The sequence below is a fragment of the Microvirgula aerodenitrificans DSM 15089 genome (assembly GCF_000620105.1).
GTDB classification, from domain to species: domain Bacteria; phylum Pseudomonadota; class Gammaproteobacteria; order Burkholderiales; family Aquaspirillaceae; genus Microvirgula; species Microvirgula aerodenitrificans.
Genome location: NZ_JHVK01000008.1, coordinates 102,943 through 128,305, shown reverse-complemented (window position 1 = coordinate 128,305; position 25,363 = coordinate 102,943). Strand labels below are relative to the sequence as shown.

Sequence of the window (25,363 nt, the reverse complement as noted above, 5' to 3'; positions counted from 1 at the left end):
CCGCTTCAATCTACAGGATCAGGAATCATGAAAATATCGACAAAATTGTACGGAATGGTTTTTTTCAGTCTGCTCGGCCTGGCAGCGATGCTGCTGACGCTGAAAGTGCTGATGGGCCAGCTGGAGAGCCAGGTCGACGGGATTACTCATGATGCCCTGCCATCCATTATTGCGGTCGAGGAAATCAAGGCGCAGTTTATCGAAGCCCGCCGGCAGATCACGCTGCATGCCGGCTCGACCGATGCCGCCAGCAAACAGGCCGCCGCCACCGAGCTGGAAAAACTGCGCGGCGTGTTGCGTCAGGCGCTCGACAGCTACAAGAGCCGGCTGCTCAGCAATCCGCAGGATCAGGCATCGATCGATGCGCTGAGCAGCTCGATCGACAAGTGGTATGCACTGATTCCCGGTTTCATGCAGCTGTCCAACCAGAACACGCCGCAGGGCAATGCCGCCGCCATGGAGTACCTGCGCAGCACCACCATTCCGGTATCGGATGCCGCCTACCGTGATCTGCAGCAGATGGTCAATCTGAACCGGCAGGTCAGCGAGGAAAGCGGTGCGCAGGCCATTCACGCAGCGACCAGCGCAACCTGGATCCTGATGTCGCTCGGTTCCGCCCTGCTGGTGCTGATGGTCGGCTCCAGCCTGCTGCTCACGCGCAGCATCAGCCGCTCGCTGAACGAGCTGGACGCGAAGATCAGCCTGATCACGACCCATCGCGACCTGACGCAGCGGGTACAGGAACATGGCCGCGACGAGATCACCCATATCGCCCAGCGCCTGAACCAGCTTCTGCAGATGCTGCAGACCGGCTTCGTCGAACTGAAGCAGATCGGCCAGACAGTGGGCGGCTACGCCGGTGAGGTCGCCAGTGCCTCGGAGCAGATGACCGAGGCGGTGGAACAGGTCAGCGAATCGACCTCGAGCATGTCGGCGGCGGTCGAACAGATGACGGTCAGCGTCAGCCATGTGGCCGACCGCTCGGCACAGGCCGACCAGAGCGGCCGCGAGGCCGGCAGCGAAGCCAAGGTCGGTGCCGAGGTGATCAACGACACCATCGACATGATCCGCAGTACCTCGGACAGCGTTCGCCAGGCGGCGCTCCAGATCGAGCAGTTGAAGGACAAGACGGCGTCGATCGGCACCGTGGTCGGCGTGATCAAGGACATTGCCGACCAGACCAATCTGCTGGCGCTGAATGCGGCGATCGAGGCCGCCCGTGCCGGCGAGCAGGGTCGCGGTTTTGCCGTGGTGGCGGATGAAGTCCGCAAGCTGGCCGAACGCACAGCGCAGTCGACCCAGGAAATTACCGTGACCGTCCAGTCGATGCAGGACGACGCCAATCTGACCGTGGCCTCGATGCATGGCGTGGTCACCCAGGTCGAGCACGGTGTCGAATCGGCCAATCAGGCCACCGGCGCGATCCAGAGCATCCTGGCGCGCACTGGCGACACCGTCGAGCGCATCGCGGAGATCTCGCACTCGATGCGTGAGCAGTCGATGGCCAGCACCAGCATTGCCCAGCAGATCGAGCGCGTGGCGCAAATGGCCGAGGAAAGCCATTCCGGCTCGCTGAACAATGCCACGACGGCCACCCGGCTGAACGAGCAGGCAACCCTGATGCTGGAAACCATCGCCCGCTTCAAGGTCTGAGCCCGCCAGCGGCGGGGAGTGTCCGGCTGTTACACTGGCCACCCCCTGCCCTGACCGGATGTCCGATGCGCAAGCACCTGTTTCCTGCCCTGATCCCGCTGCTGGCATGCGGCCTGACCCAGGCAGCCGGTCTGCCGCGGCAACCCGCCGAGGCCGGTCTGATCGCACTGGCAAACGGCGAAATCCATACCGTGCTGTTCACCGGCATCGAATCCGACTCGCCGGGCTGATCCCTGTCCTGCATGACGTGGCAAGCGGCCGGGTGTATCGCGTCCCGCGCTGACGGGCGGCGCCTGGCTAGGGATGGAACGAGGCCCGGACCCGGTTGTTGCACGCCTCCAGGTCCGTCCTTTCGACCACTACCCGCGCACCGTAGATATCCTGCGTCGCACACAATACCGGCGTGATGAACTCGTCCAGTTCATCAAGCTCGCGCAGAAAGACCAGCTCCGCCCCGGATGCCGGGTGCATGACGTGGTCCCCTTCCCTGAACGGTTCCATGGTACGTCTCCTTCCTGGGCTGATGCTGTCATTCTGGCAGTTGTCATGTGCTGCTGCGGTCCCGGTTAAAACAAAGACATGACCGCCTGTCGGCTGGGACAGCCGTGTCCGGCCTCCGGCATGTGAGGTGGCACGTGCACCCGAGTCCGGGCGGTGGCAGCATGGCAGGCAGTCGTCCGGGGCCTTCCCGGCCATGTCACCGCCCCCTGCAAGGAATCATGCATGATGCTCGCCGGACTCATTGCCCAGTATGGTTACCTGGCCGTGTTTGCCGGCACCCTGCTCGAAGGCGAAACCGTCCTGATCCTGGCCGGCTTTGCCGCGCACCAGGGCTATCTGTCATGGCCGCTGGTGGTTGTCACTGCGATCTGTGGCGGCACGCTCGGCGATCAGGCCTGTTTTTTCGCCGGACGCCATTACGGCGGATCCCTGTTCCGCCGCTTCCCCGGCTGGCGCCCGCGCGTGGAACAGGTAAACCGGCTGCTGCTGCGCTACCACGGCGGTGTCATCGTGGCCGTGCGCTTCCTGTACGGGCTGCGCCTGGTCGGCCCGGTCGCGATCGGCATGAGCGAGGTGCCCGCCTGGCGCTTTGTCCTGTTCAACCTGATCGGCGCAGCGATCTGGGCCCCGCTGGTTGCCGGGGTCGGCTTTCTGTTCGGACGCTCGCTGCAATGGCTGTTTGCCGACATCCAGCGCTATGAAGTTGCCGCGCTGGTGCTGCTCGTTGCGCTCTCCGTGCTGACGGCATGGTGGCGCAGCCGGCGACACCGGCGCTAGACAGCGCGGCGCTGCCGCGCAATCTGTCTGAAACTTGACAGTTAATGTCCTGATTCCGGTAATGGCTGGCACAGGCCATCGCTATCCTGAATATTTTCCAATTCCTGCACGAATTCCGCAGCGGCCGCGCCCGACTGCGGCACGATGCAGCCCGCCGGCAGCACAGAATAACAACGGGTATCAGAAAATGATTCTGGATCAAGAAGAAACCGCCATGGTCGAGGGGAAGTTCGGACCTGGCGTGCAGAAATCGATGGAAATGCTGGTCAAGTTCGGCACCGCCTTCGGCGCGGGAAAAATGGTCAGGATTGCCAGCGCGCATGTGATTCCCACTATTCCCATCGAACTGCTGGAACAAATGACGGAAGGTATCCGCCACCCGGCGGTCTTTACCTCGCTGCACCCGCACATGTCTGCCTTCAGCCCGGAAAGCTGGGCGGAAATGGGCATTGCCGCCGACTATGCATCCAGAAACCTGGACCTGCTGAATCGCCGAAAAAAGATATTCCAGGAAAAAGGCTTTTTTCAAACCTATACCTGTTTTCCGGCCATGGTCGGCAACCTGCCGCGCAAGGGCGATTTCATTTCCTGGATCGGTTCCGGTGGCCAGGTCATCGCCAATTCGGTGCTTGGCGCACGCTGCAATCGCGACGGCGCCGTGATCAGCCTGGCGGCAGCCATTACCGGTCGCGCCCCTTTTCGTGGTCTGTTCCTGGATGAAGAACGGTATGCCAAAGTCCAGGTCCGGCTGCACGATATCGACGTCGACCGGCTGTCGCAGATCGAGCTGGGTGCCATCGGCTATTTTCTGGGAGAGCAGGCCCAGGACCGCAATGTAGTCATCGAAGGCTTCAGCCGGGACTTCAATCTGGACCGGCTGAAATACCTGATGGTGCCGCTCTCGGTCACCGGCGCGGTCGGCGTCTGCCATATCGTCGGCGTCACGCCGGAGGCCGATACCCTCGAACAGGCACTGGGCGGCAAGGCGCCCGAACAGCATGTCGACATCGACCCGGATACCCTTCGCCATGCCCTGGCCCGCTACCAGGCAGTCGACCTGTCGGCCGCGCTGGCAACGGCCATCCCGGTCGGCCGGCCCTGCGGCGAACCGGCAAGCGGCCCGGCCCCCTGCGCCACCGCGGACGACGCACGGACAGCCGTCGGCGCCACCGCGGCCGATGTCCGCGGCGCCGGCATGGCGCTGTTCGGCTGCCCGCACCTGTCGATCAACGAAGTCCGCCACCTCGCCGGCCTGCTGGCGCAGCGGCATGTCAGTCCGGGGAAGCGGCTGTGGGTCGGCTTCGCCCACCAGCAATACCGGCTTGCCGAGGAAATGGGCTATGTCCAGTCGATCGAGCAGGCGGGCGGCACTTTTGCCAGTGCCTGCATGTCGGCCATCCCGGACGCGCCGATTCCCGAATCGGTCGACCTGATCCTGACCCAGTCGTTCAAGGCGGCGCACTACATTTCCAGGCTGACCAAGGGCCGGGTCAGGGTCCGCATCGCCGACATGGATGCCTGCGTGGATGCCATTACCGAGCCCAACTGAAAGCACAGCATGCAGATACAAGGCAGGCAACTGAATGCCGGCGATGTCGAGGCGGAGGTGTTCGTGGTCGACTTCCCCTTTTCATTCATCGGTGATTTCGACCCGGAAACAGGCGCGCTCGTCGCCGAGGGTCATCCACTGCACGGACACTGCATGGCTGGCCGCGTGCTGGTCTGTCCCGAAGGCAGGGGCGGCACCATGGGGCCGTTCATTCTGTTCGATGCGCAAAAGCGCGGCACGGCGCCGGTTGCCATTCTGTGCAACCGGATCGATCCGGTGCTGTATGAAAGCGCCATCACCATCGACATCCCGGTATTCGACCGTTTCGGCATCGATATCGTCAGCCGGCTGAGAACCGGACAGCGCCTCCGCATTCGCGGGCACGACATTCACATCGACGACTAGCGTCTGCATGACTTCGCAGAGCGGCGGATGCCGCCCTGCCCCTCTCCGGCGCAGGACAGGCCAACGTCATGCGCCAGATGTTTAGAAAATCGTTATGGATGGAACGGGAATCACGGGCTATGCTTGGTCCTGTCCGTTTTTCGCCCGACGGCGTCCAGCGGCACCCTCAGTGTGCCCGGCCTTATCGCGTTCACCATAATGGCAGCTGAAGAAAGGACCCTTTTCAATGGCGGTGATCCCTCCTGATATTTTCTCCAATGCCGAAGCCCTGAACCAGTTTTTTGACCCCGACAAATTCGATTCCCCGGTACTGGGCATTGCCACATGCTATGACTCCCCTGTCGCACATACTCCGCGTGCAGGTCTGCATTCACACAGCAAGGGTCAATTGACCTTTACCCGACAGGGTTGCACTCACATCGAGCTTTGCAATCAGGTATGCATCATTCCACCGTATCGCGCAGTCTGGATTCCGGCGCACACCCTGCACAAGACCGTTCAGCATCATAATGTCGAATTCCGTTCCATTTATCTGGACATGAATGAATTTCCGCAACTGCCCGCCAAAATAGAAGTCATGTCGTTATCGCCATTACTGAAAGAGCTGGTAGAGCGCATTGCCTTTTCCGATTTTGAAACCAACTGGTTCCAGGATCGCCAATACAATCTGCTGCAGGTATTCATTGACGAAATCTGTGCGGCGCCCAGACAGCCGATGCTGTTGCCGCTGCCACAGGATTCACGGATGAAACCTCTGCTCGACATCCTGAAACAGCAGGCCCTTCCCCCGCAATTGCAAAAACTGTCATCCCGCATCGGCGCTTCGGAAAGAACCATCTGCCGGATTTTCTCGCGCGAGACCGGCATGAACTACCGTTCCTGGCGCCAGCAGTGGCGGCTGATGCGCTCGCTGGAGCTGATGAGCAATCGGGTTTCGCTGTCGACCATCTCCAGCACGCTGGAATTCAACAGCGACAGTGCCTTCGTCGCCTTTTTCAAGCAGTACACCGGCACCACGCCGGGCAGCTACATACAGGAGCTGCGCTGCTGATTCCCGGCTACAGCGCCAGCCAGCGGCCCAGCCACAACGCGATCATGCCCAGCACCAGCGTCAGCAGCGCGCTGCGTGTCCGCCACATGACCAGCATGGCGATCACTCCGGCCAGAAAACGCGGCGCATGCCAGTTGCCGTCATGGATGGCCGGGGTCAGGATCGCCGGCAGGGTCAGCGCCGCAATTACCGAGGCCGGGATGTATTTCAGCAGCTGGCGCATCCGTTCCGGCATCGGATAGCGGTCGGACAGCCACAGAAACGAATAGCGGAACAGGAAAGTGCCCACCGTGGCAGCCAGCAGGATGGCCCAGATCATGGACTGGCTCATGATGCCACCTTGTGGCACTTGCCCCGCGCCCGCCAGTATTCGGCCGCAATCCCCGCCATGACCCCGCACAGGGACGAGACAAACAGCCCCAGATTGTAGGGCAGCCCGTACAGCGGCACCGCGATGGCTCCCGACACCAGGCCGGCCAGCAGCATCGGGCGGTTTTTCAGCACCGGCACCAGCAGCGAGACGAAGCACAGGGTGATGGCGAAATCCAGCTCCCAGCGCTCGGGCACGACCTGGCCGAATACGATGCCGACGGCGGTAAACAGCTGCCAGCTGAGCCACAGCGGGAACGCCGTGCCGAAATAGTATTGCGTGCGTTCGCGGGCGGACAGCCGGTTCGTCTCGTAATGCAGATGCGAAAGCGCATAGGTCTGGTCGATCAGCAGGTGGGCGGCCAGCACCCGGGTGGCAGGGGTGAAGGCCAGCTTGTGCGTGGACAGGCCGGCGCTGTAGATCAGATAGCGCAGATTGATGATCCAGTGCGTCAGCACGATCATGACCGGCGGGCTGTGTGCGACCATCAGCGAGGCGGCGGCAATCTGCGAGGCCCCGGACATCAGCAACAGGGACGACAGCTGCGCCGTCAGCGGCGGCATGCCGGCCTGGATGGCACTGATGCCGGTCAGAATGCCGAACGGAATGAAACCCGGCACCAGCGGCATGGCCGCCAGCATGCCGTCGACAAAGGGCCTGGGCAGCCGGTTCATTGCAGGCATGCCCCCACCGGGCGGCCAAGGTCTGCTTTCAGCGTCTGGGCGCCGCGGAACAGCGCCGCCGGTCCCAGTGCTTCTTCCAGCCGCAGCAACTGGTTGTACTTGGACAGTCCTTCGCTCCTGGCGAACGAGCCGAACTTGACCTTGCCGCAGTTGGTGGCAACGGCGATGTCGGCGATCGAGGTGTCCTCGGTCTCGCCGGAGCGCCGCGAGATCACCACGCCGTAGCCGGCGGCCCGGGCGGCGGCAATGATGTCCAGCGTCTCGGTCAGGGTGCCGATCTGGTTCGGCTTGACCAGGATCGAGTTCGCCATCCGGCGGTCGATGCCCAGACCGAAGCGCCGGATACTGGACGTGAACAGGTCATCGCCCACCAGTTCGATACGGTCACCGAGCCGCCGGGTGATCTCGGTCCAGCCGTCGAAGTCGTCTTCGCCAAGCGGGTCTTCGATCAGCACGATCGGATAGCGGTCGACCATCTGTTCCAGCAGGCCGATAAACTCGTCGGCGGTCAGGGTCCGCCCTTCCGACTTCAGGTGATAGCGCTTGCCTTCGTAGAACATTTCCGCCGCGACATCCATGCTCAGTCCGACATCGACCCCCGGCCGGTAGCCGGCCAGCATGATGGCATCGGTCAGCATCTGCAGCGCACTCTCGTTCGACGGCAGCGTCGGCATGAAGCCGCCGGTGCCGGAGACGCCGACCGGCATACCCTGGCTTTTCATCAGGCTTTTCAGCGCGTTATAGATATTTTTCCCGACGGCCAGCGCATCGTGCAGGCTTCGTGCCCGCAGCGGAATCACCTGAAAATCCTGGAAATCGACATTTCCGCCGCCGTGCTTGCCGCCGCACAGCATGGTCAGGATAGGCAGCGGAATCTCATGCCCGGTCTTGCCGCCGAGATAGGCGCACAGCGACAGCCCCAGATGGCTGGCTGCGGCCTTGGCCACCGCCATCGACACGCCGAGAATCGAGTTGGCGCCAAGGCGGCTTTTGTTGTCGGTGCCGTCCAGGCGGATCAGCAGCCGGTCGATCCCGGTCTGGTCCAGCGGGTTCTTGCCCAGCAGCGCCGGCCGGATCTCGGTGCGGATCATGTCGATGGCCTTCAACAGGCCCTTGCCATTGAACCGGGTCGACTGATGATCGCGCAGCTCGACGGCTTCATGTTTTCCCACCGAGCAGCCTGTGGGAATCATCGCGCGGCCCATGACACCATTTTCCAGCAGCACGTCCACTTCCAGGGTCAGATCGGCTCTGGAATCGAGTACTTCCCTGGCCACGATTTCTTTGATGGCAAACATGACGACTCTCCTTGCCGCAAGCGGCGGGCGCTTACCCGGGTCGGGGAAGCGGATAGCGTTCTTATTGAAAATCGAGAATGCTTCTGGCATTGCGACCGTCCGGCAACCGGACCGGCTGCACCACGGCGTCGCTGTACAGGCCCCAGCTGGCGATGATGGCCGAGTGCCCGCCGCGTCCGCCGGCAACGACGAGGTCGATATCGCCGGGGCTGCGGGTGGCCGGTACCGGGTCCAGGGCCCCGAACGACGCCGGTCGCACCGGCACCAGTCCCCGGCCCTCGACGCTGGCGCGCGGGTTGTGGATCCGCTCGAACAGGTACTGGCGCAGTCGCGGCTTGTCCCAGCCGTCCCGGGTCAGCATCTGCGCGTGATCGGGGGTCAGGACAATCAGGATGCGGCCGGGGATATAGGCGTTCATCCGCCCGAGGTGGGTCGCGCTGTCGATCAGGGTTTCCAGCAGGCCAGCGGCCGTCCTGCTGAGAAAGTCCACGACATCAGTCGGTGGTTCGGCTTTCAGCAGATAGACGGTGGACGTCTGCTCATCGAAATGCTCGGCATTGATGCCGGGCCACGGACTGTGTTCCACGCTTTCGGCAAAGCAGTACGTGAACTCGACCGGCGAGCCCAGACAGCCCAGATCCGCCTTGCCGGGATAGGCGCGGCAGACATTGAGCAGGGTCAGGTTGACCGCCCGGCCAATGGTCGCATTGGCCCGGAATCCCGGGCCGAGGCAGCCCTGGCCGGAGTGGATGCGCAGTTCGCGGGCGATCGGACCGCTGACCAGCACCAGATTGCCACCATTGTAGGAAGTGGTAATCGACTGCTGGAAATTGAATGCCGGGTTGCGCATGGCCTGGAAGGTGGCAATGACCACCGGCAGGTATTCGGGTTCGCACCCGGCCATGACCGCATTGACCATGACGTCCCGGACCGTGATGTCCTTGCCGGATGGCCCGGCTTCCGGGATCAGGACCTCTGTCGGCGAATACGGGCAGAAGGTGGCCATTCTGGCCACTCGCGCTTCCGTCGGCGGGATGAACGGCAGGCCGTCGCCGATGGACAGCGCCTCGCACTGGTTCATCAGGACTTCCAGATAGCGCCCTGGCGCCGCATCGCCGTTCTTTTCCAGTCCCTGCACCAGTTTCAGCGCATCATTCAGGTCCCACTGCGGCTGTGTATCCAGAAGTGAGTCAATTGCCGCGCACTGGTCGATTTCATGGCCGGGCAGGGTCAGGGCATCGATCATGTAGCCGATATTCTCTTCGACCTGCCGGGTAATCTCGTCGACCGTGCTGGCCTGATAAATGTCGAGATTGCAGATGCACAGATGGCCGGCACGGAAATAAGCCACATGTCTGGCCAGGCCATCTCCCGGCGGTGCGGAAATCAGCAGGGTCGGAATGCCCGCCTTTTCCAGTTCGATGGCCAGCACCGTGGTCATCGGCGAAGTGCCCATGTCGGCCAGCGCGACCACGGCGGCAACATAGCCGTCCCGCGCCAGATGGCGGGCCCGTTCCCGCAGATCGGAAGACATGCTGCCGCGCACGGATTGCCGGAAGTCGGAAAAATGACAGATGCCGCGCTCGCGGAAGTTTCTTTTGATTGCGGTAAAGATTTCCGCGTAATGGCAGAAATCCAGTTTGGTATTGTCGTAGAAAAGGATGGGGCCGGCTTTCAACGCGGCCATGTCCGGACGGGGCGACAATCCGATTGTGTTTATTCCGACCTGACCGCGCGGGTCAATTATGGCTTCCAGCGTCATTTCCACCCTTTTCCTCTTTATCACCAGCGATCGCCGTGGGCGATGCATGCCGTGTTGGCAACAGAGGAACGAGTGTAGTCATGGCGGCCGGCACGGATTACCGGAAGCAGGACATTAACTATCAACTATCGGACAAGCGCTGATTTTCTCCGCTGGGTCCCGTGCCGGCAGGCTGCGGGGACGCCGTCCGGCCCGGGAGCCCGGGCCGCTAGCGCGTGGTTGCCGACCGGTATACCCGTACCACGTCGAGCGCATCGGGGCGGTCGACCAGCACGCAGCGCTTGCCGGTACGCTTGCAATGGTCCTGGACCCGCCAGTAGGCGCCATGGCTGACGCAACCGGTCTGGCAGATCACCAGGTCGGCCGCAATCAGGCTGGCCTCGAGCATCGACGCATCGACTTCATCGCCGCCATCATGGTGCAGGAAACGCCCGCCCACCTGCTCGACCAGTTCGCGCGTGGCGCTGGCGGTCATCGGGTCCTGGCCGATGCAGAGCACCGCCTTTTCCTGCCCCGCGGTCAGCCGCCCCCCTGCCCCGCGCCACTGCCACGCCGTCCGCTCGCGCAGCAGGGTCTGCATCCGGTCCAGCAGCGACTCCACCCGCCGGGCCAGTGCAAAGCGCTTCGGCAGCCCCGGCAGGGCCGCCGCCATCCGGGCCTGGTCTTCCGCCGCCCAGGCCAGTGCCGTATCCCGTGCAATCAGCGCCGCACGCAACTGCACGGCTTCGGCCTGCAGGCGTTCGATCTCTGCCTCCTGCGTCCTCATGTACTGGTGGCTGCGGGCCTGCACCTGGGCGTACTGGCGGATCAGCACCCGGTGTTCATCGACCAGACGTTCGAAATCCTGGGTGGAGACGGTCATGGTGTCACCCCCGCAGCGGTGAAGCGGCCGGTCGATGCCGGTGAAGCAAGCGGTTTGGTCATGGCGGAAATCCGGTTCCTGAAACGGCACACCCCGCATAGTAAATAACAATCATTCTTATTAAAAGCCCAAAATCCGGTCGGCGGCCTAGGCGGCGACCTTCGCGCCGCGGCCGATGCCCAGCAACAGCTCGAACTGTGCGGCCGGCAGCGGTTTGCCGAACAGATAGCCCTGCCCCTCGTCGCACCGCTCCAGCCGCAGCCGCTGGCGCTGGGCATCGGTTTCGATCCCCTCGGCAATGGTCTGCAGCTCGAAACTGCGGGCCATGTCGAGGATGGCGCGAACCACGGACGCATCGCGTCGCGATTCCAGCATGCCCTGGACAAAGCTGCGGTCGATCTTGATCCGGGTCAGCGGATAGGTTTTCAGCAGGCTCAGCGAGGCATAGCCGGTGCCGAAGTCGTCGAAGGCAATGCCGACGCCCTGCGCGCGCAGCCGCTCGAGCGTCGCCAGCGCAACATCGTCGTGGGCCAGTGCGATATTTTCGGTCACTTCCAGTTCCAGCGCATCCGGCGGCAGTCCATGCCGCTCAAGCGCGCCGATGACATCGGCAGCCAGCCCGCCGACGCGGAACTGGGCGCCGAACAGATTGACCCCCATCCGCAGGGACGGCGCGCCGTGCCGGCGCCAGAACGCGGCCTGCGCGCAGGCCGCGTCGAGCACCCAGGCGCCGACCGTGGCGGCCAGCGGCCCGCTTTCGAGCGAGGGCAGGAAGGCCGCCGGCGTCAGCAGCCCGCGCTCGGGATGCAGCCAGCGGATCAGGGCTTCGGCGCCGGTAATGGCCCCGTCGATCAGGCTGACCTGCGGCTGGTAGAACAGCAGGAATTCGCCATTGTCGACCGCGCGGTGCAGCTCCAGCCCATGGCGCCGGCGCGCCACCGCCTCCATCCGCAGAGCAGGCTCGAACAGCGAGCGCCGGCCGCGGTCGATGCTCTTCGCCTTGAACAGCGCCAGGTCGGCATTGCCGACCAGTTCCAGCGCTTCCATCGCATGCAGCGGGGCCAGGGCCACGCCACAGCTGGCCGAGACCCGGATCTCGTGGCCGTCAATGACCATCGTCCGGCCAATGATCCCGATCACCGTATCCGCCGCCTGCGATGCTGCATCCGGATCGCTGATACCGGTCAGCAGCACGGCAAATTCGTCCCCGCCGATGCGGGCGACGGTATCGGCCGGGCCGGCCATATGGCTCAACCGGACCGCCACCTCCCGCAGGATGCTGTCTCCCAGCGCATGGCCGAGCGTGTCGTTGATGTCCTTGAATCCGTCCAGGTCGATCATCAGTACCACGGCCGGTTCGGCACGGGTCAGCACGGCTTCGACACAGCGATAGAACCGGCTCCGGTTGGCCAGCCCGGTCAGGGCGTCAAAACAGGCCTGCTGGCGCAATTCGTCCCGCTCGCGCCGCTGCGCCGTCTGGTCGCGCAGCACGGCCTCGAACATCAGCCGGCCAGCATCCCGCCAGCAGAACAGCGAAAAACCGAGCCGGAGCACCTGACCGTTGCGGCACAGGCCATTCAGTTCGGCAGGCACGTCGAGCCGGTCCAGCGACCCCGCTTCCACCGCCTGCACAATCAGTGCCCGGAACGCCGGGCGCTCGTCCTCGGCCAGCAGGCTGTCGACCGCGCATCCGATACCTTCGGCCTGCGTGTAGCCATACACGGCGGCAGCGGCATCATTCCAGGCCACAATGCCGCCGTCTTCGTCGAACCAGATGACCGGCGTCAGCGAGCCGCTGGCGTATTCGTCGAACTTCGGCCGGGTCCGCTCGGCGCTGACCGCGATCCGGCGCAGTTCCAGCCGGTCGGACGCCATCCTGGCCAGCTCGCGCAGACGCTGCCATTCCTCCTCAGAGAACTCGGGGTGTGGCTGGCGGTCGAGGATGCACAATGCCCCCAGCGCCAGACCGTCCGGCGACAGCAGCGGCACGCCGGCATAGAAGCGCACGCCGGCGGCACCGGTCACCAGCGGGTTGTCGTGAAAGCGCTCGTCCAGCATCGTGTCCGGTATCACCATCCCGTCCGGATAATTGATGGCATGGGCACAGAACGACACGTCGCGACGCATGTCGACTTCACCGACACCGGTGCTGGCCGCAAAGAACACATGGTCAGTGCCGATCATGTTGACCGCTGCCACCGGCATGCCGGACATCCGCGCGGCGATATGAACGACCGGGTCCAGGCTGGGCAATGGCTGCCCGTCCTCCAGCCCGTAGGCGCCCAGTGCGATCAACCGTTCCTTTTCATTGGCCTGTATCGCAGGACATTTCATTGAAACCGCCTTCTTCCAGTCATCTCTTGAGTAAGTCTGTTCAGCTGCGCCCCGACCTGCCACGCGGCAATGCAAATATCATTTACTGTAGACGATGCTGATGAAAAATCCTGTTGCACAACGGGCCGCAGCTGACAGGCGGCGGCCTGCCGGCGTCAAGCCACGGACGGGCCCGGCAAGCGCCCCCAGGCTTTCTCCAGCCGCCGGCACAGGCCCAGTGCCTGCCCGGCCGTCGCCAGATTGGTGAAACCCAGCAACAGCCCTTCAGGAGACGTGTCCAGCCGGCCCCAGGCGGACAGGGCCTCCACCGCCAGCCCTTCGGCATTCGCCAGCGTGGCCAGCGTCCGGTCGCTGCAGCCGGCCCGTGGATGGGCGAGCAGATGAATGCCGCCCCGGCGCGGCGGCACGTACAGCGCATCGCCGAACACCTGCGTCAGGGCATCGAGCAAATAGCCGCGACGCTCGGCATACAGGCTGCGCATGGTCTTCAGGTGACGGGCAAAGTGTCCCTGCGCCATGAAATCGGCCACGGTGGCCTGATGCAGGATGGCGCCGTGGCCATGCAGCACGCTTGCCGTCTCCCTGAATCTGGCGATCTGCGACTCGGGGACGACCAGATAGGCGAGACGCAGCCCGGGAAACAGCACCTTGCTGAACGTCCCGGCGTAGAGCACGCGCCCGGCGCGATCCAGGCTTTTCAGGGCTGGCAGCGGACGGCCGTGGTAGCGGAATTCGCTATCGTAATCATCCTCGATGATCCAGCCACCGGTAGCCGTGGCCCATTCCAGCAGGGCCAGTCTGCGCGGCAGGGACAGGGCAACGCCCAGCGGGCTCTGGTGCGAGGGGGTGACCAGCGCAAAGTGCGCCGCGCCGGCCTGCCGCAGCCCGGCCTCGACATCCAGCCCGTCGTCGTCCACTGCCACCGGCGACAAGCGCATGCCGGCCTGTTCCAGAAACTGCCTGGCGAAGCGGTATCCCGGGTCCTCGAACCAGCCGGTATCGCCCGGCTGCAGCGCGGCACGACAGACCAGATCCAGCGCGCAACGATAGCCGGCCGTGACAAAGACCTGTTCAGGCGTGCAGGCAATGCCGCGCGAGATGCCCAGATAGGAGGCGATCGCATGACGCAACGCTTCATGCCCACACGGGTCGGGATAGGCCATGGCGGCGACATCCAGGCTGCGCGCATGACGTCCGGCCAGTCGTGCCCAGGTCTTGCGCGGAAACATGTCCAGGGCGGGCAGGCCCAGTTGAAACGGTGGCGGCTCGGTCACCGTTGTCCGCGGGGCCGACGGGGAACACGGCCGGACCGGGGGTGCGCCACGGCCAGTGCGGTCTGCCAGCCGGGGCGACACCACGGTGCCGGCAGGCCCCCGGGCCAGCAGATAGCCTTCGCTGCCCAGCATCTGGTAAGCCGTTTCCACCGTACCGCGCGCCAGGTTCAGCTCGCTGGCCAGACTCCGCACCGACGGCACCCGGTCGCCCGGACGCAGCTTGCCCTCGGCAATCGCGTCGCGAAAGCGCCGGTACAGCTGCAGGTAGATCGGTTCGCCCTGCAGCTTTTGCAGCGCCGGGAGGCGGAAGTCCATGTCCATGGCCCAGTCCAATTGTTCATTCTTGCACCTGTTTACTATGCCATTGGTTGCCTAAAGTAGCGACAGACCGCCGGGGAATCCTGATGACTGCCATCCGGGAGCCCGGCTTTTCTTTTTCCCCGCTACTGGAATCCCTGCATGACTGCCCTTCGCCTGCCGTACCAGACCCTCTCGCCGGACGCCTATCAGGGTCTCGGTGCCGTCAAGAAAGCCCTGGCGCACAGCCCGCTCGGCAAGACGCTGATCGAACTGGTCAATCTGCGGATTTCGCAGATCAATGGCTGCGCCTATTGTCTGGAAATGCACGCGGCGCTGCTGCGCGCAGGCGGCATGCCGGATGCCAGACTGGACAGTCTGGCCGGCTGGCGGGTGAGTCCGCATTTCAGCGAACGCGAACGCGCGGCGCTGGCCTGGACCGAGTCACTGGTGGACGTGGCCCGCACCCATGCGCCGGATCAGGCATTCGAACCGCTGAAGGCCCATTTCAGCGAGGTCGAGATCTCGGACCTGTGCTTTGCCATTGCGCTGATGAGCGCATTCAATCGCCTGGCCATCGGTTTGCGGCAATAGCCGTCCGCGCCTTTTCCGCATCGGCCCGGCGTGGTCGCTGCTGCGGCAATCTGTCACAGCAGCGGTCAACCGGGTAAGGGTTATAGTGCTTTCGCCTGTCATGGCCCTTGTCCGCGGCGCCCCGCCCGGCTGGCCGGCCAGCCCTTTTCCTACAGCCGGGTCGTACCTCGACCCCGATGCCATGCCGATGCCTTACGACACCCCGCGACGCCTTTTTCTCCTGCAGACAGCGGGGCTCATGCTGGCGCTGGCCGGCTGCGGACCAAAGGCAGAACCTGCCGCCAGCCGTTTCAAGAACCTGCACGGCATGGATTTCAGCGATCAGGATGTCCGGCGCGATTTCGCACTGACCGATCCGCAGGGACGCACCCGCACGCTGACCGACTATCGCGGCAAGGTGGTCATGGTGTTCTTCGGCTTTACCCAGTGCCCGGATGTCTGTCCGACCGCGCTGTACCGGGCCACGCAGATCCGCAAGGCGCTCGGCAAGGATGGCGAGCAGCTGCAGGTCATTTTCATTACCGTCGATCCGGAGCGCGATACGCCAGAGGTGCTGGACAAGTATGTCGCTGCCTTCGACCCCGGTTTTGTCGCCCTGTACGGCACCCCGGAACAGACGGCTGCCACGGCCCGCAACTTCAATGTGTTCTACCAGAAAGTCCCGACCGGATCGTCGTACACCATGGATCACACCGCGCTGAGTTTTGTCTTTGACCGGCACGGGAAGCTGCAGCTGGCGCTGCAGCACAGCCAGAGTGTCGATGAATGCGTCGATGACCTGCGCCAGGTCTTCGCCCTCGCCTGACCCTTTCACCCTGCCAGGAAAAGAGCCCCACCATGACCTTCTCCCCGATCAGAACCGCACTGGTTTTCTGTACCGGCGCCATCATCGCCTCCGCCGCCCAGGCACAGGTCACGATCAGTGATGCCTGGGTCCGCGCCACCGTGCCGCAGCAGCAGGCCACCGGTGCCTTCATGCGCCTGACCGCCGACCGCGACAGCAAGCTGGTCAGCGCGGCGTCGCCGGCGGCCCGGGCTGTCGAAGTCCACGAGATGGCCATGCAGGACAATGTAATGAAGATGCGCCAGGTCGCCAGTGTCGTGCTGCCGGCCGGCAAGGCGGTGGAACTCCGCCCGGGCGGTTACCACATCATGCTGATCGAGCTGAAACAGCAGATCCGGCCGGGCGACAAGGTGCCGCTGACGCTGGTATTCGAGACCGCTGACGGCAAGCGTGAATCGGTCGCCGTCAGCGCCCCGGCCCGGGCGCTGAACGGCGGCGGCATGAGCCACGACGCCCACCAGTAAGCCGGAACACGGGCCGGCACGCATGACGGTATGGGACCGGAGGCCGGCCAGGCTCCCGGTCCCGATACACCGCTCAAATCACCTGTGCCACGGCCCCGGACCATGCAGCATTCATCTGCCCGATCCGTGCCGGTTGTGGACGCACAGTGAATGAAATTGGCGATGCCTTCTTTTCCATTCATCACGCCTTTGACGCTCTCAATGGCGATGTCACTGCCCGTCCGGGCGCCTGGTCGAATGCCGCAGGAGAAACACGGCCCCGGCAACGGCCACGACGTTGATCTTCGTCAACCGGCCACCTGATTGTCGCCATGGCCCTTTACGCCGCGTCAAGCCTTGCCGGCGCGGGGAAAGGGATACTTCAGGAATGCGACATCCCTGCTGTCAGCATGGTTTCCTATGTCCGCCCTGTGTCTGCATCACTAAGGTGTGGGACGAGACAGGCGCTGCGCCTGATGCAGCACCACGGTAAAACCGACAACACTTCGCAGGCATTTTCACCGGAGTCATGATTGAAATGATTTTTTCAGCCCTCTAGAATGCCAATATCATTGGCAGCAAGACAAGGAGCTGAATACTCCGCAGGGCATGGCCGGCACCAGGCAGTGCAGCCTGCGGGTCGTCAGCGGGTATCCGTGCAGTAACCCCCCTTCTTCACCAAAGAGACACCATGTTGGCAAAACGCATTCCCGTCCAAGACCTGCGCCCCGGCATGTACATTCACAAGCTTGGCGGCTCCTGGCTGAAGCACCCGTTCCTGCGGGGCAGCTTTCTGCTGACCGACCCGGCCGACATCCGCGCCATCATGGAAGCGGGTATTCGCGAGGTATGGATCAAGTCCACGGCTGGATGCCCCCGGCCGGAAGGCCGCAGCGAGGCGCCGCCGGACGCGCCGGAGGCCCCTGCGCTGACCGGGATGAGCCCGCCGGTCGAGACCTGTGACAGCACCAGCCCCATGGCTTCCGAAGTGGCCCGCGCCAAGGACATCTGCCTGTCTGCCAAGGGACAGATCGTGGAGATGTTCAATGAGGCCCGGCTCGGCAAGGCCATTGATCCGAATGCCACCCTGCCGCTGGTGGACGAGATCGCCAGTTCCATCGAGCGCCACCCGATCGCGCTGCTGAGCGTGGCCCGCCTCAAGACCCACGACGACTACACCTACCTGCACTCGGTCGCTGTCTGTGCGCTGATGCTGTCCCTGGCTCGTCAACTCAGACTGAGTGAAGAGCACACCCGCCTTGCCGGCATCGGCGGTCTGATGCATGACCTGGGCAAGGCAGCCATGCCGCTGGATGTACTGAACAAGCCGGGCAAGCTGACCGATGCCGAGTTCGAGATCATGAAAGGCCACCCGGCCGCCGGGGCCGAGCTGTTGCGTGCCGGCGGCGCCGCGCCCGAGGTACAGGAGATTGCGCTTTACCACCACGAGAAAATGAATGGTCAGGGCTACCCGCATGGTCTGGCCGGCAACGAGATTCCGCTGCTGGCACGCATGGGCGCGATCTGTGATGTCTATGACGCGGTGACTTCGCAACGCGCGTACAAGGAGCCCTGGAATCCTGCCGGCGCCATGCGGCAGATGGCCAGCTGGGACGGGCACTTCGACAAGGTGCTGTTCAATGCCTTCGTCAAGTCGGTCGGCATCTACCCGGTCGGCTCGCTGGTGCGGCTGGCGTCCCAGCGACTGGCCGTGGTCACCGAGCCGGGACAGGATTCGCTGCTGCGCCCCACCGTGCGGGTGTTCTTCTCGCTGCTCGACAACGAGCCGATCCCCATGCACCTTCTCGATCTGGGCGCCCCCTGCTGCGAGGACAGCATCATCGGACCGGAAGACGAGAACCGCTGGCACTTCAGGCACCTGGACGATATGTGCCTGTGGCTGAAATAAGGTTCGGGCAGGCCGTCAGCCAGCGCTGGCAGTCGGCTTGTAGCCGTGGATCACGATCGTGTCCCCGTCCCGTTCATGCCGCAGCCCGTACGCCCGTAACGCCTGCAGCAGCTCCGCCTCGCAATCGACCAGGACCGGCGGCAGCAGGCGCCCGACCTGCTTGAGATAGCGCGGCCGGATGCGGATCCATTCCGTGGCGAAAAACGGCCCCAGGCACTCGTCCGTGTAATTGCCCTGGTAGCTGACATCGGCATCGAGGTCCGGCGAGTCCGGCTCGGCGCGCAGGACGTCCTTGCGCTGGTAGGGCGGCGGAAACGGCAGACTGTCGATGGCGGCCTGCAGCCGCCGCCAGCGCGTGTCGTTCATCAGCGGGCACAGGCCGAGGCGGTTGACCTCGTCCCGCACCTCGGCCTTGTGGCGTTCAAGTTTGTACATGGACCGGGAATGAAGTTCGGGTGCGGCGGCAAGCATACCGGATTCTGCCCGGCATGCGTTTTTCAGGACTCGCGGCGAAATACCCGATCGGCCGGACAGGGCGAAAAAACAGTTACCTTTTTTCTCCGGCCATAATGATTCCCGAGTCCAGAAAAATACCAAAGGGATTAACCCGATATATCTGACATGTCGCTTTGTGAACTTGCCGATTCGATAACTTATTGAAAATCCATTTCGCAGACTTCAGAAATGAATCAGCAAAATGAATGACTTATCGAAATTGCGTCATGAATATTAATAATTCTGACCATATCAGGATATTGCCGCGATTCAACCAAGCAACCGCTTGACCGACAAGCCCCTCGCCTCTCAGTCTTGTGTCGTAGTCATTGATATCCGGACCGGAGCCAATACCGGCCCGGATCACCGGATCAAACACGACAGAGACCATGGAAATCCTTTCCCACATCAGTACCGCCGCAATGGCAATGGCGGTGTTGTGCGGCACGCTGGCCGCCCTGCTGGCGCTCGCATACCGCTGGCTGCAGGTGGAAGAAGATCCGCGGCTGGAAGCCATCTGCGAACTGTTGCCGCAGGCCAACTGCGGGGGCTGCGGCGTGCCGGGCTGTCAGCAGTTCGCCCACGCCCTGCTGGCCGGACAGATTGCCCCCGCCGCGTGCAATACCGCCCCGGCCGATGCACTGGCCCGCATCGCCGCCCTGCTCGGCACCCCTGTCGGCACCCGGGTGCGCCGGGTGGCGCGGCTGGCCTGTGCCGGCGGCCAGCATGTGGCCCGCCAGCGCGCCCATTACCAGGGCTTGCCGGGCTGTCGCGCCGCCCAGATGGTGTCCGGCGGCGCCAAGGCCTGCAGCTGGGGCTGTCTGGGACTGGGCGACTGCACGCTGCGCTGCCGCTTCGATGCCATCCATCTCGATACCCACGGCCTGCCGGTGATCGACCCGGACCGCTGCACGGCCTGCGGCGACTGCGTCGATGCCTGCCCGCGCGCCCTGATCTCCCTGGAACCGCTGGAAAACCGCTTGTGGGTGGCCTGTCGCAACCGCCAGCCCGGCCCTGATGCCCGTGATGCCTGTGCCGTCACCTGTACCGCCTGTGGCCGCTGCGTGGCCGACGCCGCGCCGGGACTGATCCGGCTGGAGGACGGGCTGGCAGTCATTGCCGGCGACGTGCGCCAGGCGTCGCGCCAGGCCACGGCCCGCTGCCCGACCGGCGCCATTGTCTGGCTGTCCACGCCGGCCACGGCGGAGCGTGGCCCTGCCGCCGGTCCGGTCCGCCGCCGGGAAGCGCTGCCGGTCTCCCCTGCCCATACCCCGTGAGCGCGTCCGGCCCGATGCGGCCGCGACAGCCCGACCACAGTGACTCCGAATTCCAGATCTACGACTCAGAGGCTTAATCATGTTTGGCATCAAGGGAAAAAAGGCGGCAGAAGAAGTCCGCTACCGATATCCGGGCGAACGCATGGCCGTGGATGGCAATACCGCGGTGATCCTGTGCGAGCGCGAGGCATCCGACGCCGCCGGCGCCTACCCGATCACGCCATCGACGCAGATGGGGGAGTACTGGGCCGAACAGGCGGCGAACGGCCATATCAATGTCTCCGGCAGACCGCTGATCTTTGTCGAGCCGGAATCCGAACACGCGGCAGCGGCAGTCACCGCCGGTCTGTCGATGACCGGCCTGCGGGCGACCAATTTTTCGTCGTCGCAGGGCATTGCCTTCATGCACGAGTCGCTGTACGCCGCCGCCGGCAAGCGCCTGCCCTATGTGCTGAATATGGGTTGCCGCGCCATCACCCATGCCTCGCTCAATGTGCACTGTGCCCACGATGATTTTCACTGCATCGATGACACCGGTTTTTTCCAGTTGTTCGCCAACAGCGCGCAGGAAGCCGCCGACCTCAACCTGATCGGCCGCCGCACCGCCGAACTGGCACTGACCCCGGCGGTGGTGGCCCAGGACGGCTTTCTGACCACTCACCTGCTGGAGCCGATCCGCAAGCCCGAGCGCGAACTGATTGCCGAATACCTCGGTTCGCCGGAAGACCTGATCGACAGCCCGACGCCGGCACAGCGCCTGCTGTTCGGCCCGACCCGCCGCCGGGTGCCGGCACTGTGGGACGTCGACCTGCCGCTGATGTCGGGCGGGGTGCAGAACCAGGACGCCTTCATGCAGACCATGGCGGCGCAGCGTCCGTACTTCCATGCCCACGTCGCCGGGCTGGCCGATCAGGCCATGCACGAATACGGCGCGCTGACCGGCCGCCACTACCAGCGCCTGTCGCGCTACCGCTGCGACGACGCCGACTATCTGATCGTCGGCATGGGTTCGATGATTGTCGAGGCGCAGGCCGTGGCCGACTGGCTGCGCCTCGAACGCCAGCTCAAGGTCGGTGTGGTCGGCATCACCCTGTACCGGCCGTTTGCCGGTGATCTGCTGGGCGAGGTCATCAAGGGCTGCAAGGGCGTGGCGGTGCTGGAACGGACCGACCAGCCGCTGGCCGAAGATCTGCCGCTGATGCGCGAAGTCCGCGCCACTCTCGGCAAGTGTCTGGAAAACGGCCGCACCCCGCGCGGCAAGCCGCTGCCCTACCCCGGCCATGCCGCCATGACCGCGGCCGAGGCGCCCGATCTGTACTCGGGGGTGTACGGCCTCGGTTCACGCGACCTGCAGCCGGAATGCCTGATCGGCGCGGTGGAAAACATGCTGCCCGACAGCAGCCAGCGCCGTTTCTTCTATCTGGGTATCGACTTCATCAGCGAACCGCTGTCGCCGGTCGAGGCGGAATGCAACGACAGTCTGCTGGCTGCCTATCCGCAGGTGCGCGAACTGGCGGTCAAGGGCTCGGTCAATCCGGACCTGATGCCGCCGGACGCCCTGACTGTCCGCATCCACTCCATCGGCGGCTGGGGCGCCATCACCACCGGCAAGAACCTGGCCATGACGCTGTTCGAGCTGCTGGACTGGGAAATCCGCGCCAATCCGAAGTACGGTTCGGAAAAGAAGGGCCAGCCGACCACCTACTACCTTGCCGCCGCCCCGACGCCGATCCGCCTCAACTGCGAGTATCGCTACGTGGACGTGGTGATGTCGCCCGATCCCAATGTGTTCAGCCACTCCAATCCGCTGGATGGCCTGAAACCCGGCGGCGTGTTCATTCTGCAGGCGGACAGCCAGGACCCGGACACGGTCTGGGCCGGCATTCCGACGGCCCGTCAGCAGGAAATCACCGAACGCGGGATTCGCCTGTTCTTTGTCGACGGTTTCTCGATCGCCCGCGACGAGGCAAGCCATCCGGAGCTGCAACTGCGCATGCAGGGCAATGCCTTCCAGGGCGCCTTCTTTGCCGCCTCGCCGCTGATGGCGCGTGCCAGCCTTGACGAGGCGCGCCTGTTCTCCGCCATCGAGGCGCAGTTGCGCCGCAAGTTCGGCGCCAAGGGTGAGCAGGTGGTGACCGACAATCTGCGCGTGGTGCGGCGCGGCTTCGACCAGACCCGCGAGATCCGCCACATGCCGCCGCAGGCAGCCGACGCCCCCGCCCTGTTGCCCGTCGCCCCGGCAGCCCTGGCGGCACGGCCGCGCAGCCAGTCGCCGCTGGGTGACATCCACCGCTTCTGGCAGCGCACCGGCGTGCATTACGTGGCGGGCCGCGGCTCGGACCGGCCGGCCGACCCGTTCCAGGCCCTGTCGCTGCTGCCACCGGTCACCGGGCTGATGCGCGACATGACACAGATCCGCTTCGACTACCCGCACTGGCAGCCGGACAAGTGCACGGCCTGCGGCAAGTGCTATGCCGTGTGTCCCGATTCGGCCCTGCCGGGCCTGGTGGTCCGGCCGGCCGACTTGCTGGCGACGCTGATCCGCCGCATCGAAACCGGCGGCACGCCGACCGTGCATCTGCGCCGGGTCAGCCACAGGCTGGCCACCCTGCTGCATGCCGGCTGTCACCCGCAGGGCCACGGCGGCCAGGTCGGTACCGCACTCGACAGCGCCATCTACCAGGTACTGGCCGAGCAGCAGCCCGGAGAGACGCACGACAGTCTGGAGCGGGAACTGGGGCGGCTGCGCAGCGAACTGGGGGACACCGATTTTGCCCTCACCGCACCGTACTGGACTGTGCGCGAGAAGCAGTGCGCCGGCAGTGGCGGGCTGTTTGCGCTGACGGTCAATCCGTCCACCTGCAAGGGCTGCATGGCCTGTATCAGCGTGTGCAAGGACGGCGCGCTGAGCGCCCGCCCGCAGGACGAGACCGCCATTGCCGGGCTGCGGCAGCGCTGGGATCTGTGGCGCGACCTGCCCAATACGCCACCGGAATTCGCCCGCATCCGCGATCTCGACAACGGGATCGGCGCACTGGAAACCCTGCTGCTCGACAAGCGCCACTACGGGTCGATGGCCTGTGGCGACGGTGCCTGTCTCGGCTGCGGAGAAAAGACCGCCATCCACCTGTTCACCTCGACGGTCAGCGCGCTGATGCAGCCGCGAGTGGAACGCCAGCTGACACGGCTGAAGGACCTGATCGTCCGGCTGGAAGCCCATATGCGCCAGCAGCTGGTGGCGGGCATCGATCTGTCCGACGCCGAGGCACTGGCCGATGCCAGCCTTGCCGTTCCGGACGGCGACCTGACCCTGTCCCGCCTCGCCGACCTGCTCGACAGTGGCCATGAGAACACCGTGGTCGACCGCGCCTGGCTCAAGGACATGGGACAGTTGCTGGCCCGGCTGCGCGATCTGGTCTGGCGCTACGAATCCGGCCCGTCCGGCAGCGGGCGGGCCGCCATGGGGGCAGTCAACTCGACCGGCTGTACTTCGGTGTGGGCTTCGTCCTGGCCGTACAACCCGTATCCGTTCCCGTGGTCCTCGCACCTGTTTCAGGACAGCCCGTCGATGGCCATGGGCCTGTTCGAGGGCCACATGTCACGCATGGCCGAAGGCTTCCGGGCCATCCGCCAGGTGGAGGACGTGCTGTCCGGCGCGCCCCTTACTGCGGAAAAGGCCGGTTTCTACCAGCGCTTCAACTGGCGCGACTTCAGCCACGACGAATGGCAGCTCTGCCCGCCGGTGGTGGCCATCGGCGGCGATGGCGCCATGTATGACATCGGTTTCCAGAACCTGTCGCGTGCGCTGGCCTCCGGCACGCCGGTCAAGATACTGGTGCTGGATACGCAGGTGTACTCGAATACCGGTGGCCAGGCCTGCACCTCGGGCTTTGTCGGCCAGGTGTCCGACATGTCGCCGTATGGCAAGGTCGGACGCGGCAAGCAGGAAATCCGCAAGGAAATCGGCCTGATTGCCATGGCCCACCGCACGAGCTTCGTGCTGCAGTCGGCCGTCAGCCATCTCCCGCACCTGCTGGGCGGCTTTATCGACGGCCTGAACAGCCAGCGACCGGCCCTGTTCAACATCTATGCCGTCTGTCCGGCCGAGCACGGCGTGGCGGACGACGGCATGGACCGCCAGTCGCGGCTGGCGGTCGAATCGCGCGCCTACCCGCTGTTCCGCTTCGATCCGGATGCCGGGCCGCTGATCGGCGACGGGCTGGACCTGAGCGGCAATCCGGCACCGGATGCCGACTGGCCGATGACCGAACTGGTCGGCCACGACGACAGCGGCCAGCCGCTGCGCCGGCAAAAACCCTTTACCTTTGCCGACTTCGCCTGTACCGAAGCGCGCTTCGGCAAGCACTTCCGCAAGATCGGAGCGGCCGATGACAACGGACGGATGCTGCCGTTCGCCGCGCTGCTCGCCTTGCCGGAGGCCGAACGCGCCGGCCATGTGCCGTATATCGAGGTGCTGCAGGGCGATGGCCGCATCGGACGGCTGGCGGTCAGCGACAGCATTGTGCGCTCGGCCGACGACCGTCTGCGCTTCTGGCACCAGTTGCGCGCCCTGTCGGGACAGGCGCAAGGCAGCCAGGTGCAGGATGCCGTCGCCCGTGCACGCCAGGACATGGCGCGCCAGCTGTCGGACACGCTGTTCGCACTCGCCGGCAGCGCACCGCCGCCCGGCGGGCAGCCGGCTGCCGCTCCGGCAGCAACGGCGGCAACGGCATTCGAGCCGGCATGGATCGATCCGGCCGACTGCACCGCCTGCGACGACTGCACCCGTCTGAACGGCAAGGCGTTTGCCTATGGCCCGGACGGCAGGGCAACCGTGGCCGACCCGTCGGCGGCGACCTATGCCGAGCTGGTGCGGGCGGCCGAGCACTGTCCGGCAGCCTGCATCCACCCGGGTACGCCGGCCAATCCGGACGAGCCGGGCCTGCCTGCGCTGCGCGAACGCGCCAGCCACTTCGCATAAGGAC

General features: G+C 64.6%; 22 protein-coding genes and 1 pseudogene. 13 read left to right on the top strand and 10 right to left on the bottom strand.

The genetic code is table 11. The features are described from left to right. Positions 1–27: 27 nt before the first annotated feature. On the top strand, positions 28–1,653 hold the full coding sequence (locus Q352_RS20375) for a methyl-accepting chemotaxis protein (protein WP_084299995.1): 1,626 nt from the start codon (positions 28–30) through the stop codon (positions 1,651–1,653). Positions 1,654–1,718: 65 nt separating this feature from the next. Then, on the top strand, positions 1,719–1,883 hold the full coding sequence (locus Q352_RS23315; RefSeq protein ID WP_156952505.1) for a hypothetical protein: 165 nt from the start codon (positions 1,719–1,721) through the stop codon (positions 1,881–1,883). A 67-nt stretch (positions 1,884–1,950) separates the two neighbouring features. Here Q352_RS23315 and Q352_RS0108835 read toward each other — a convergent pair whose 3' ends face one another. Further along, positions 1,951–2,154: a hypothetical protein gene (locus Q352_RS0108835; RefSeq protein WP_028499041.1), complete on the bottom strand. Its 204-nt coding sequence runs from the start codon at positions 2,152–2,154 to the stop codon at positions 1,951–1,953. Positions 2,155–2,376: 222 nt separating this feature from the next. Here Q352_RS0108835 and Q352_RS0108830 point away from each other — a divergent pair, with 222 nt between their 5' ends. The 4 genes from Q352_RS0108830 (at position 2,377) to Q352_RS0108815 (ending at position 5,936) form a co-directional block, all read left to right on the top strand. Continuing rightward, positions 2,377–2,931, top strand: coding sequence for a DedA family protein (locus tag Q352_RS0108830; RefSeq protein ID WP_028499040.1), 555 nt, complete (start codon positions 2,377–2,379; stop codon positions 2,929–2,931). A gap of 187 nt (positions 2,932–3,118) precedes the next feature. After that, positions 3,119–4,480 (top strand): aconitase X, encoded by a 1,362-nt coding sequence (locus Q352_RS0108825; protein ID WP_028499039.1) that lies wholly within the window; start codon positions 3,119–3,121, stop codon positions 4,478–4,480. A 9-nt stretch (positions 4,481–4,489) separates the two neighbouring features. Next, positions 4,490–4,885: an aconitase X swivel domain-containing protein gene (locus Q352_RS0108820; protein ID WP_028499038.1), complete on the top strand. Its 396-nt coding sequence runs from the start codon at positions 4,490–4,492 to the stop codon at positions 4,883–4,885. Positions 4,886–5,111: 226 nt separating this feature from the next. Further along, positions 5,112–5,936 carry an AraC family transcriptional regulator gene (locus Q352_RS0108815; protein WP_036385778.1) on the top strand — a complete coding sequence of 275 codons (825 nt, stop codon included), beginning with the start codon at positions 5,112–5,114 and terminating at the stop codon, positions 5,934–5,936. 7 nt (positions 5,937–5,943) lie between these two features. On the opposite strand, the gene Q352_RS0108810 is transcribed toward Q352_RS0108815, so the two are convergent. The 4 genes from Q352_RS0108810 to Q352_RS0108795 form a co-directional block, all read right to left on the bottom strand. Then, positions 5,944–6,267 carry an AzlD domain-containing protein gene (locus Q352_RS0108810; protein ID WP_028499036.1) on the bottom strand — a complete coding sequence of 108 codons (324 nt, stop codon included), beginning with the start codon at positions 6,265–6,267 and terminating at the stop codon, positions 5,944–5,946. Beyond that, positions 6,264–6,989 carry an AzlC family ABC transporter permease gene (locus Q352_RS0108805; RefSeq protein WP_036385777.1) on the bottom strand — a complete coding sequence of 242 codons (726 nt, stop codon included), beginning with the start codon at positions 6,987–6,989 and terminating at the stop codon, positions 6,264–6,266. The genes Q352_RS0108810 and Q352_RS0108805 overlap by 4 nt, the downstream gene beginning before the upstream one ends. Continuing rightward, complete coding sequence (eno, locus tag Q352_RS20370; protein WP_051528798.1) at positions 6,977–8,287, bottom strand: phosphopyruvate hydratase; 1,311 nt, start codon at positions 8,285–8,287, stop codon at positions 6,977–6,979. The genes Q352_RS0108805 and eno overlap by 13 nt, the downstream gene beginning before the upstream one ends. Before the next feature lie 61 nt (positions 8,288–8,348). After that, on the bottom strand, positions 8,349–9,821 hold the full coding sequence (locus Q352_RS0108795) for a hypothetical protein (protein WP_156952504.1): 1,473 nt from the start codon (positions 9,819–9,821) through the stop codon (positions 8,349–8,351). A 33-nt stretch (positions 9,822–9,854) separates the two neighbouring features. On the opposite strand from Q352_RS0108795, the gene Q352_RS23310 reads away from it, so the two are divergent. Beyond that, on the top strand, positions 9,855–10,127 hold the full coding sequence (locus tag Q352_RS23310) for a hypothetical protein (protein WP_156952503.1): 273 nt from the start codon (positions 9,855–9,857) through the stop codon (positions 10,125–10,127). A 130-nt stretch (positions 10,128–10,257) separates the two neighbouring features. Here Q352_RS23310 and Q352_RS0108790 read toward each other — a convergent pair whose 3' ends face one another. From Q352_RS0108790 to pdxR, 3 genes are all read right to left on the bottom strand, one after another. Next, on the bottom strand, positions 10,258–10,911 hold the full coding sequence (locus Q352_RS0108790; RefSeq protein WP_028499033.1) for a DUF2325 domain-containing protein: 654 nt from the start codon (positions 10,909–10,911) through the stop codon (positions 10,258–10,260). Positions 10,912–11,058: 147 nt separating this feature from the next. Beyond that, positions 11,059–13,245 carry a putative bifunctional diguanylate cyclase/phosphodiesterase gene (locus Q352_RS0108785; RefSeq protein WP_028499032.1) on the bottom strand — a complete coding sequence of 729 codons (2,187 nt, stop codon included), beginning with the start codon at positions 13,243–13,245 and terminating at the stop codon, positions 11,059–11,061. Between the two features lie 155 nt (positions 13,246–13,400). Further along, positions 13,401–14,834, bottom strand: coding sequence for a MocR-like pyridoxine biosynthesis transcription factor PdxR (gene pdxR / locus Q352_RS20365; RefSeq protein ID WP_036385810.1), 1,434 nt, complete (start codon positions 14,832–14,834; stop codon positions 13,401–13,403). A 144-nt stretch (positions 14,835–14,978) separates the two neighbouring features. On the opposite strand from pdxR, the gene Q352_RS0108775 reads away from it, so the two are divergent. The 3 genes from Q352_RS0108775 (at position 14,979) to Q352_RS0108765 (ending at position 16,718) form a co-directional block, all read left to right on the top strand. Beyond that, complete coding sequence (locus Q352_RS0108775; RefSeq protein WP_028499031.1) at positions 14,979–15,410, top strand: carboxymuconolactone decarboxylase family protein; 432 nt, start codon at positions 14,979–14,981, stop codon at positions 15,408–15,410. A gap of 238 nt (positions 15,411–15,648) precedes the next feature. Beyond that, positions 15,649–16,215, top strand: a complete 567-nt coding sequence (locus Q352_RS0108770) for an SCO family protein (RefSeq protein WP_199489844.1) — start codon at positions 15,649–15,651, stop codon at positions 16,213–16,215. A 32-nt stretch (positions 16,216–16,247) separates the two neighbouring features. Further along, the gene (locus Q352_RS0108765) at positions 16,248–16,718 is read left to right on the top strand and encodes a copper chaperone PCu(A)C (RefSeq protein WP_051528795.1); all 471 of its coding nucleotides are present in this window, start codon (positions 16,248–16,250) and stop codon (positions 16,716–16,718) included. A 62-nt stretch (positions 16,719–16,780) separates the two neighbouring features. On the opposite strand, the pseudogene Q352_RS24430 reads toward Q352_RS0108765, so the two are convergent. Then, positions 16,781–16,984 (bottom strand): annotated as a pseudogene (locus Q352_RS24430) (DUF3224 domain-containing protein); the annotation flags it as partial. 404 nt (positions 16,985–17,388) lie between these two features. On the opposite strand from Q352_RS24430, the gene Q352_RS0108760 reads away from it, so the two are divergent. Further along, positions 17,389–18,606: a cyclic di-GMP phosphodiesterase gene (locus Q352_RS0108760; protein WP_084299989.1), complete on the top strand. Its 1,218-nt coding sequence runs from the start codon at positions 17,389–17,391 to the stop codon at positions 18,604–18,606. 15 nt (positions 18,607–18,621) lie between these two features. Here Q352_RS0108760 and Q352_RS0108755 read toward each other — a convergent pair whose 3' ends face one another. Then, positions 18,622–19,041: a DUF6678 family protein gene (locus tag Q352_RS0108755; RefSeq protein WP_146745111.1), complete on the bottom strand. Its 420-nt coding sequence runs from the start codon at positions 19,039–19,041 to the stop codon at positions 18,622–18,624. A 449-nt stretch (positions 19,042–19,490) separates the two neighbouring features. On the opposite strand from Q352_RS0108755, the gene Q352_RS0108750 reads away from it, so the two are divergent. Together Q352_RS0108750 and Q352_RS0108745 are read left to right on the top strand one after the other, a co-directional pair. Next, positions 19,491–20,378 (top strand): (Fe-S)-binding protein, encoded by an 888-nt coding sequence (locus Q352_RS0108750; RefSeq protein ID WP_028499026.1) that lies wholly within the window; start codon positions 19,491–19,493, stop codon positions 20,376–20,378. 79 nt (positions 20,379–20,457) lie between these two features. Next, positions 20,458–25,359: a 2-oxoacid:acceptor oxidoreductase family protein gene (locus tag Q352_RS0108745; RefSeq protein ID WP_028499025.1), complete on the top strand. Its 4,902-nt coding sequence runs from the start codon at positions 20,458–20,460 to the stop codon at positions 25,357–25,359. The last annotated feature ends 4 nt before the right edge of the window (positions 25,360–25,363 follow it).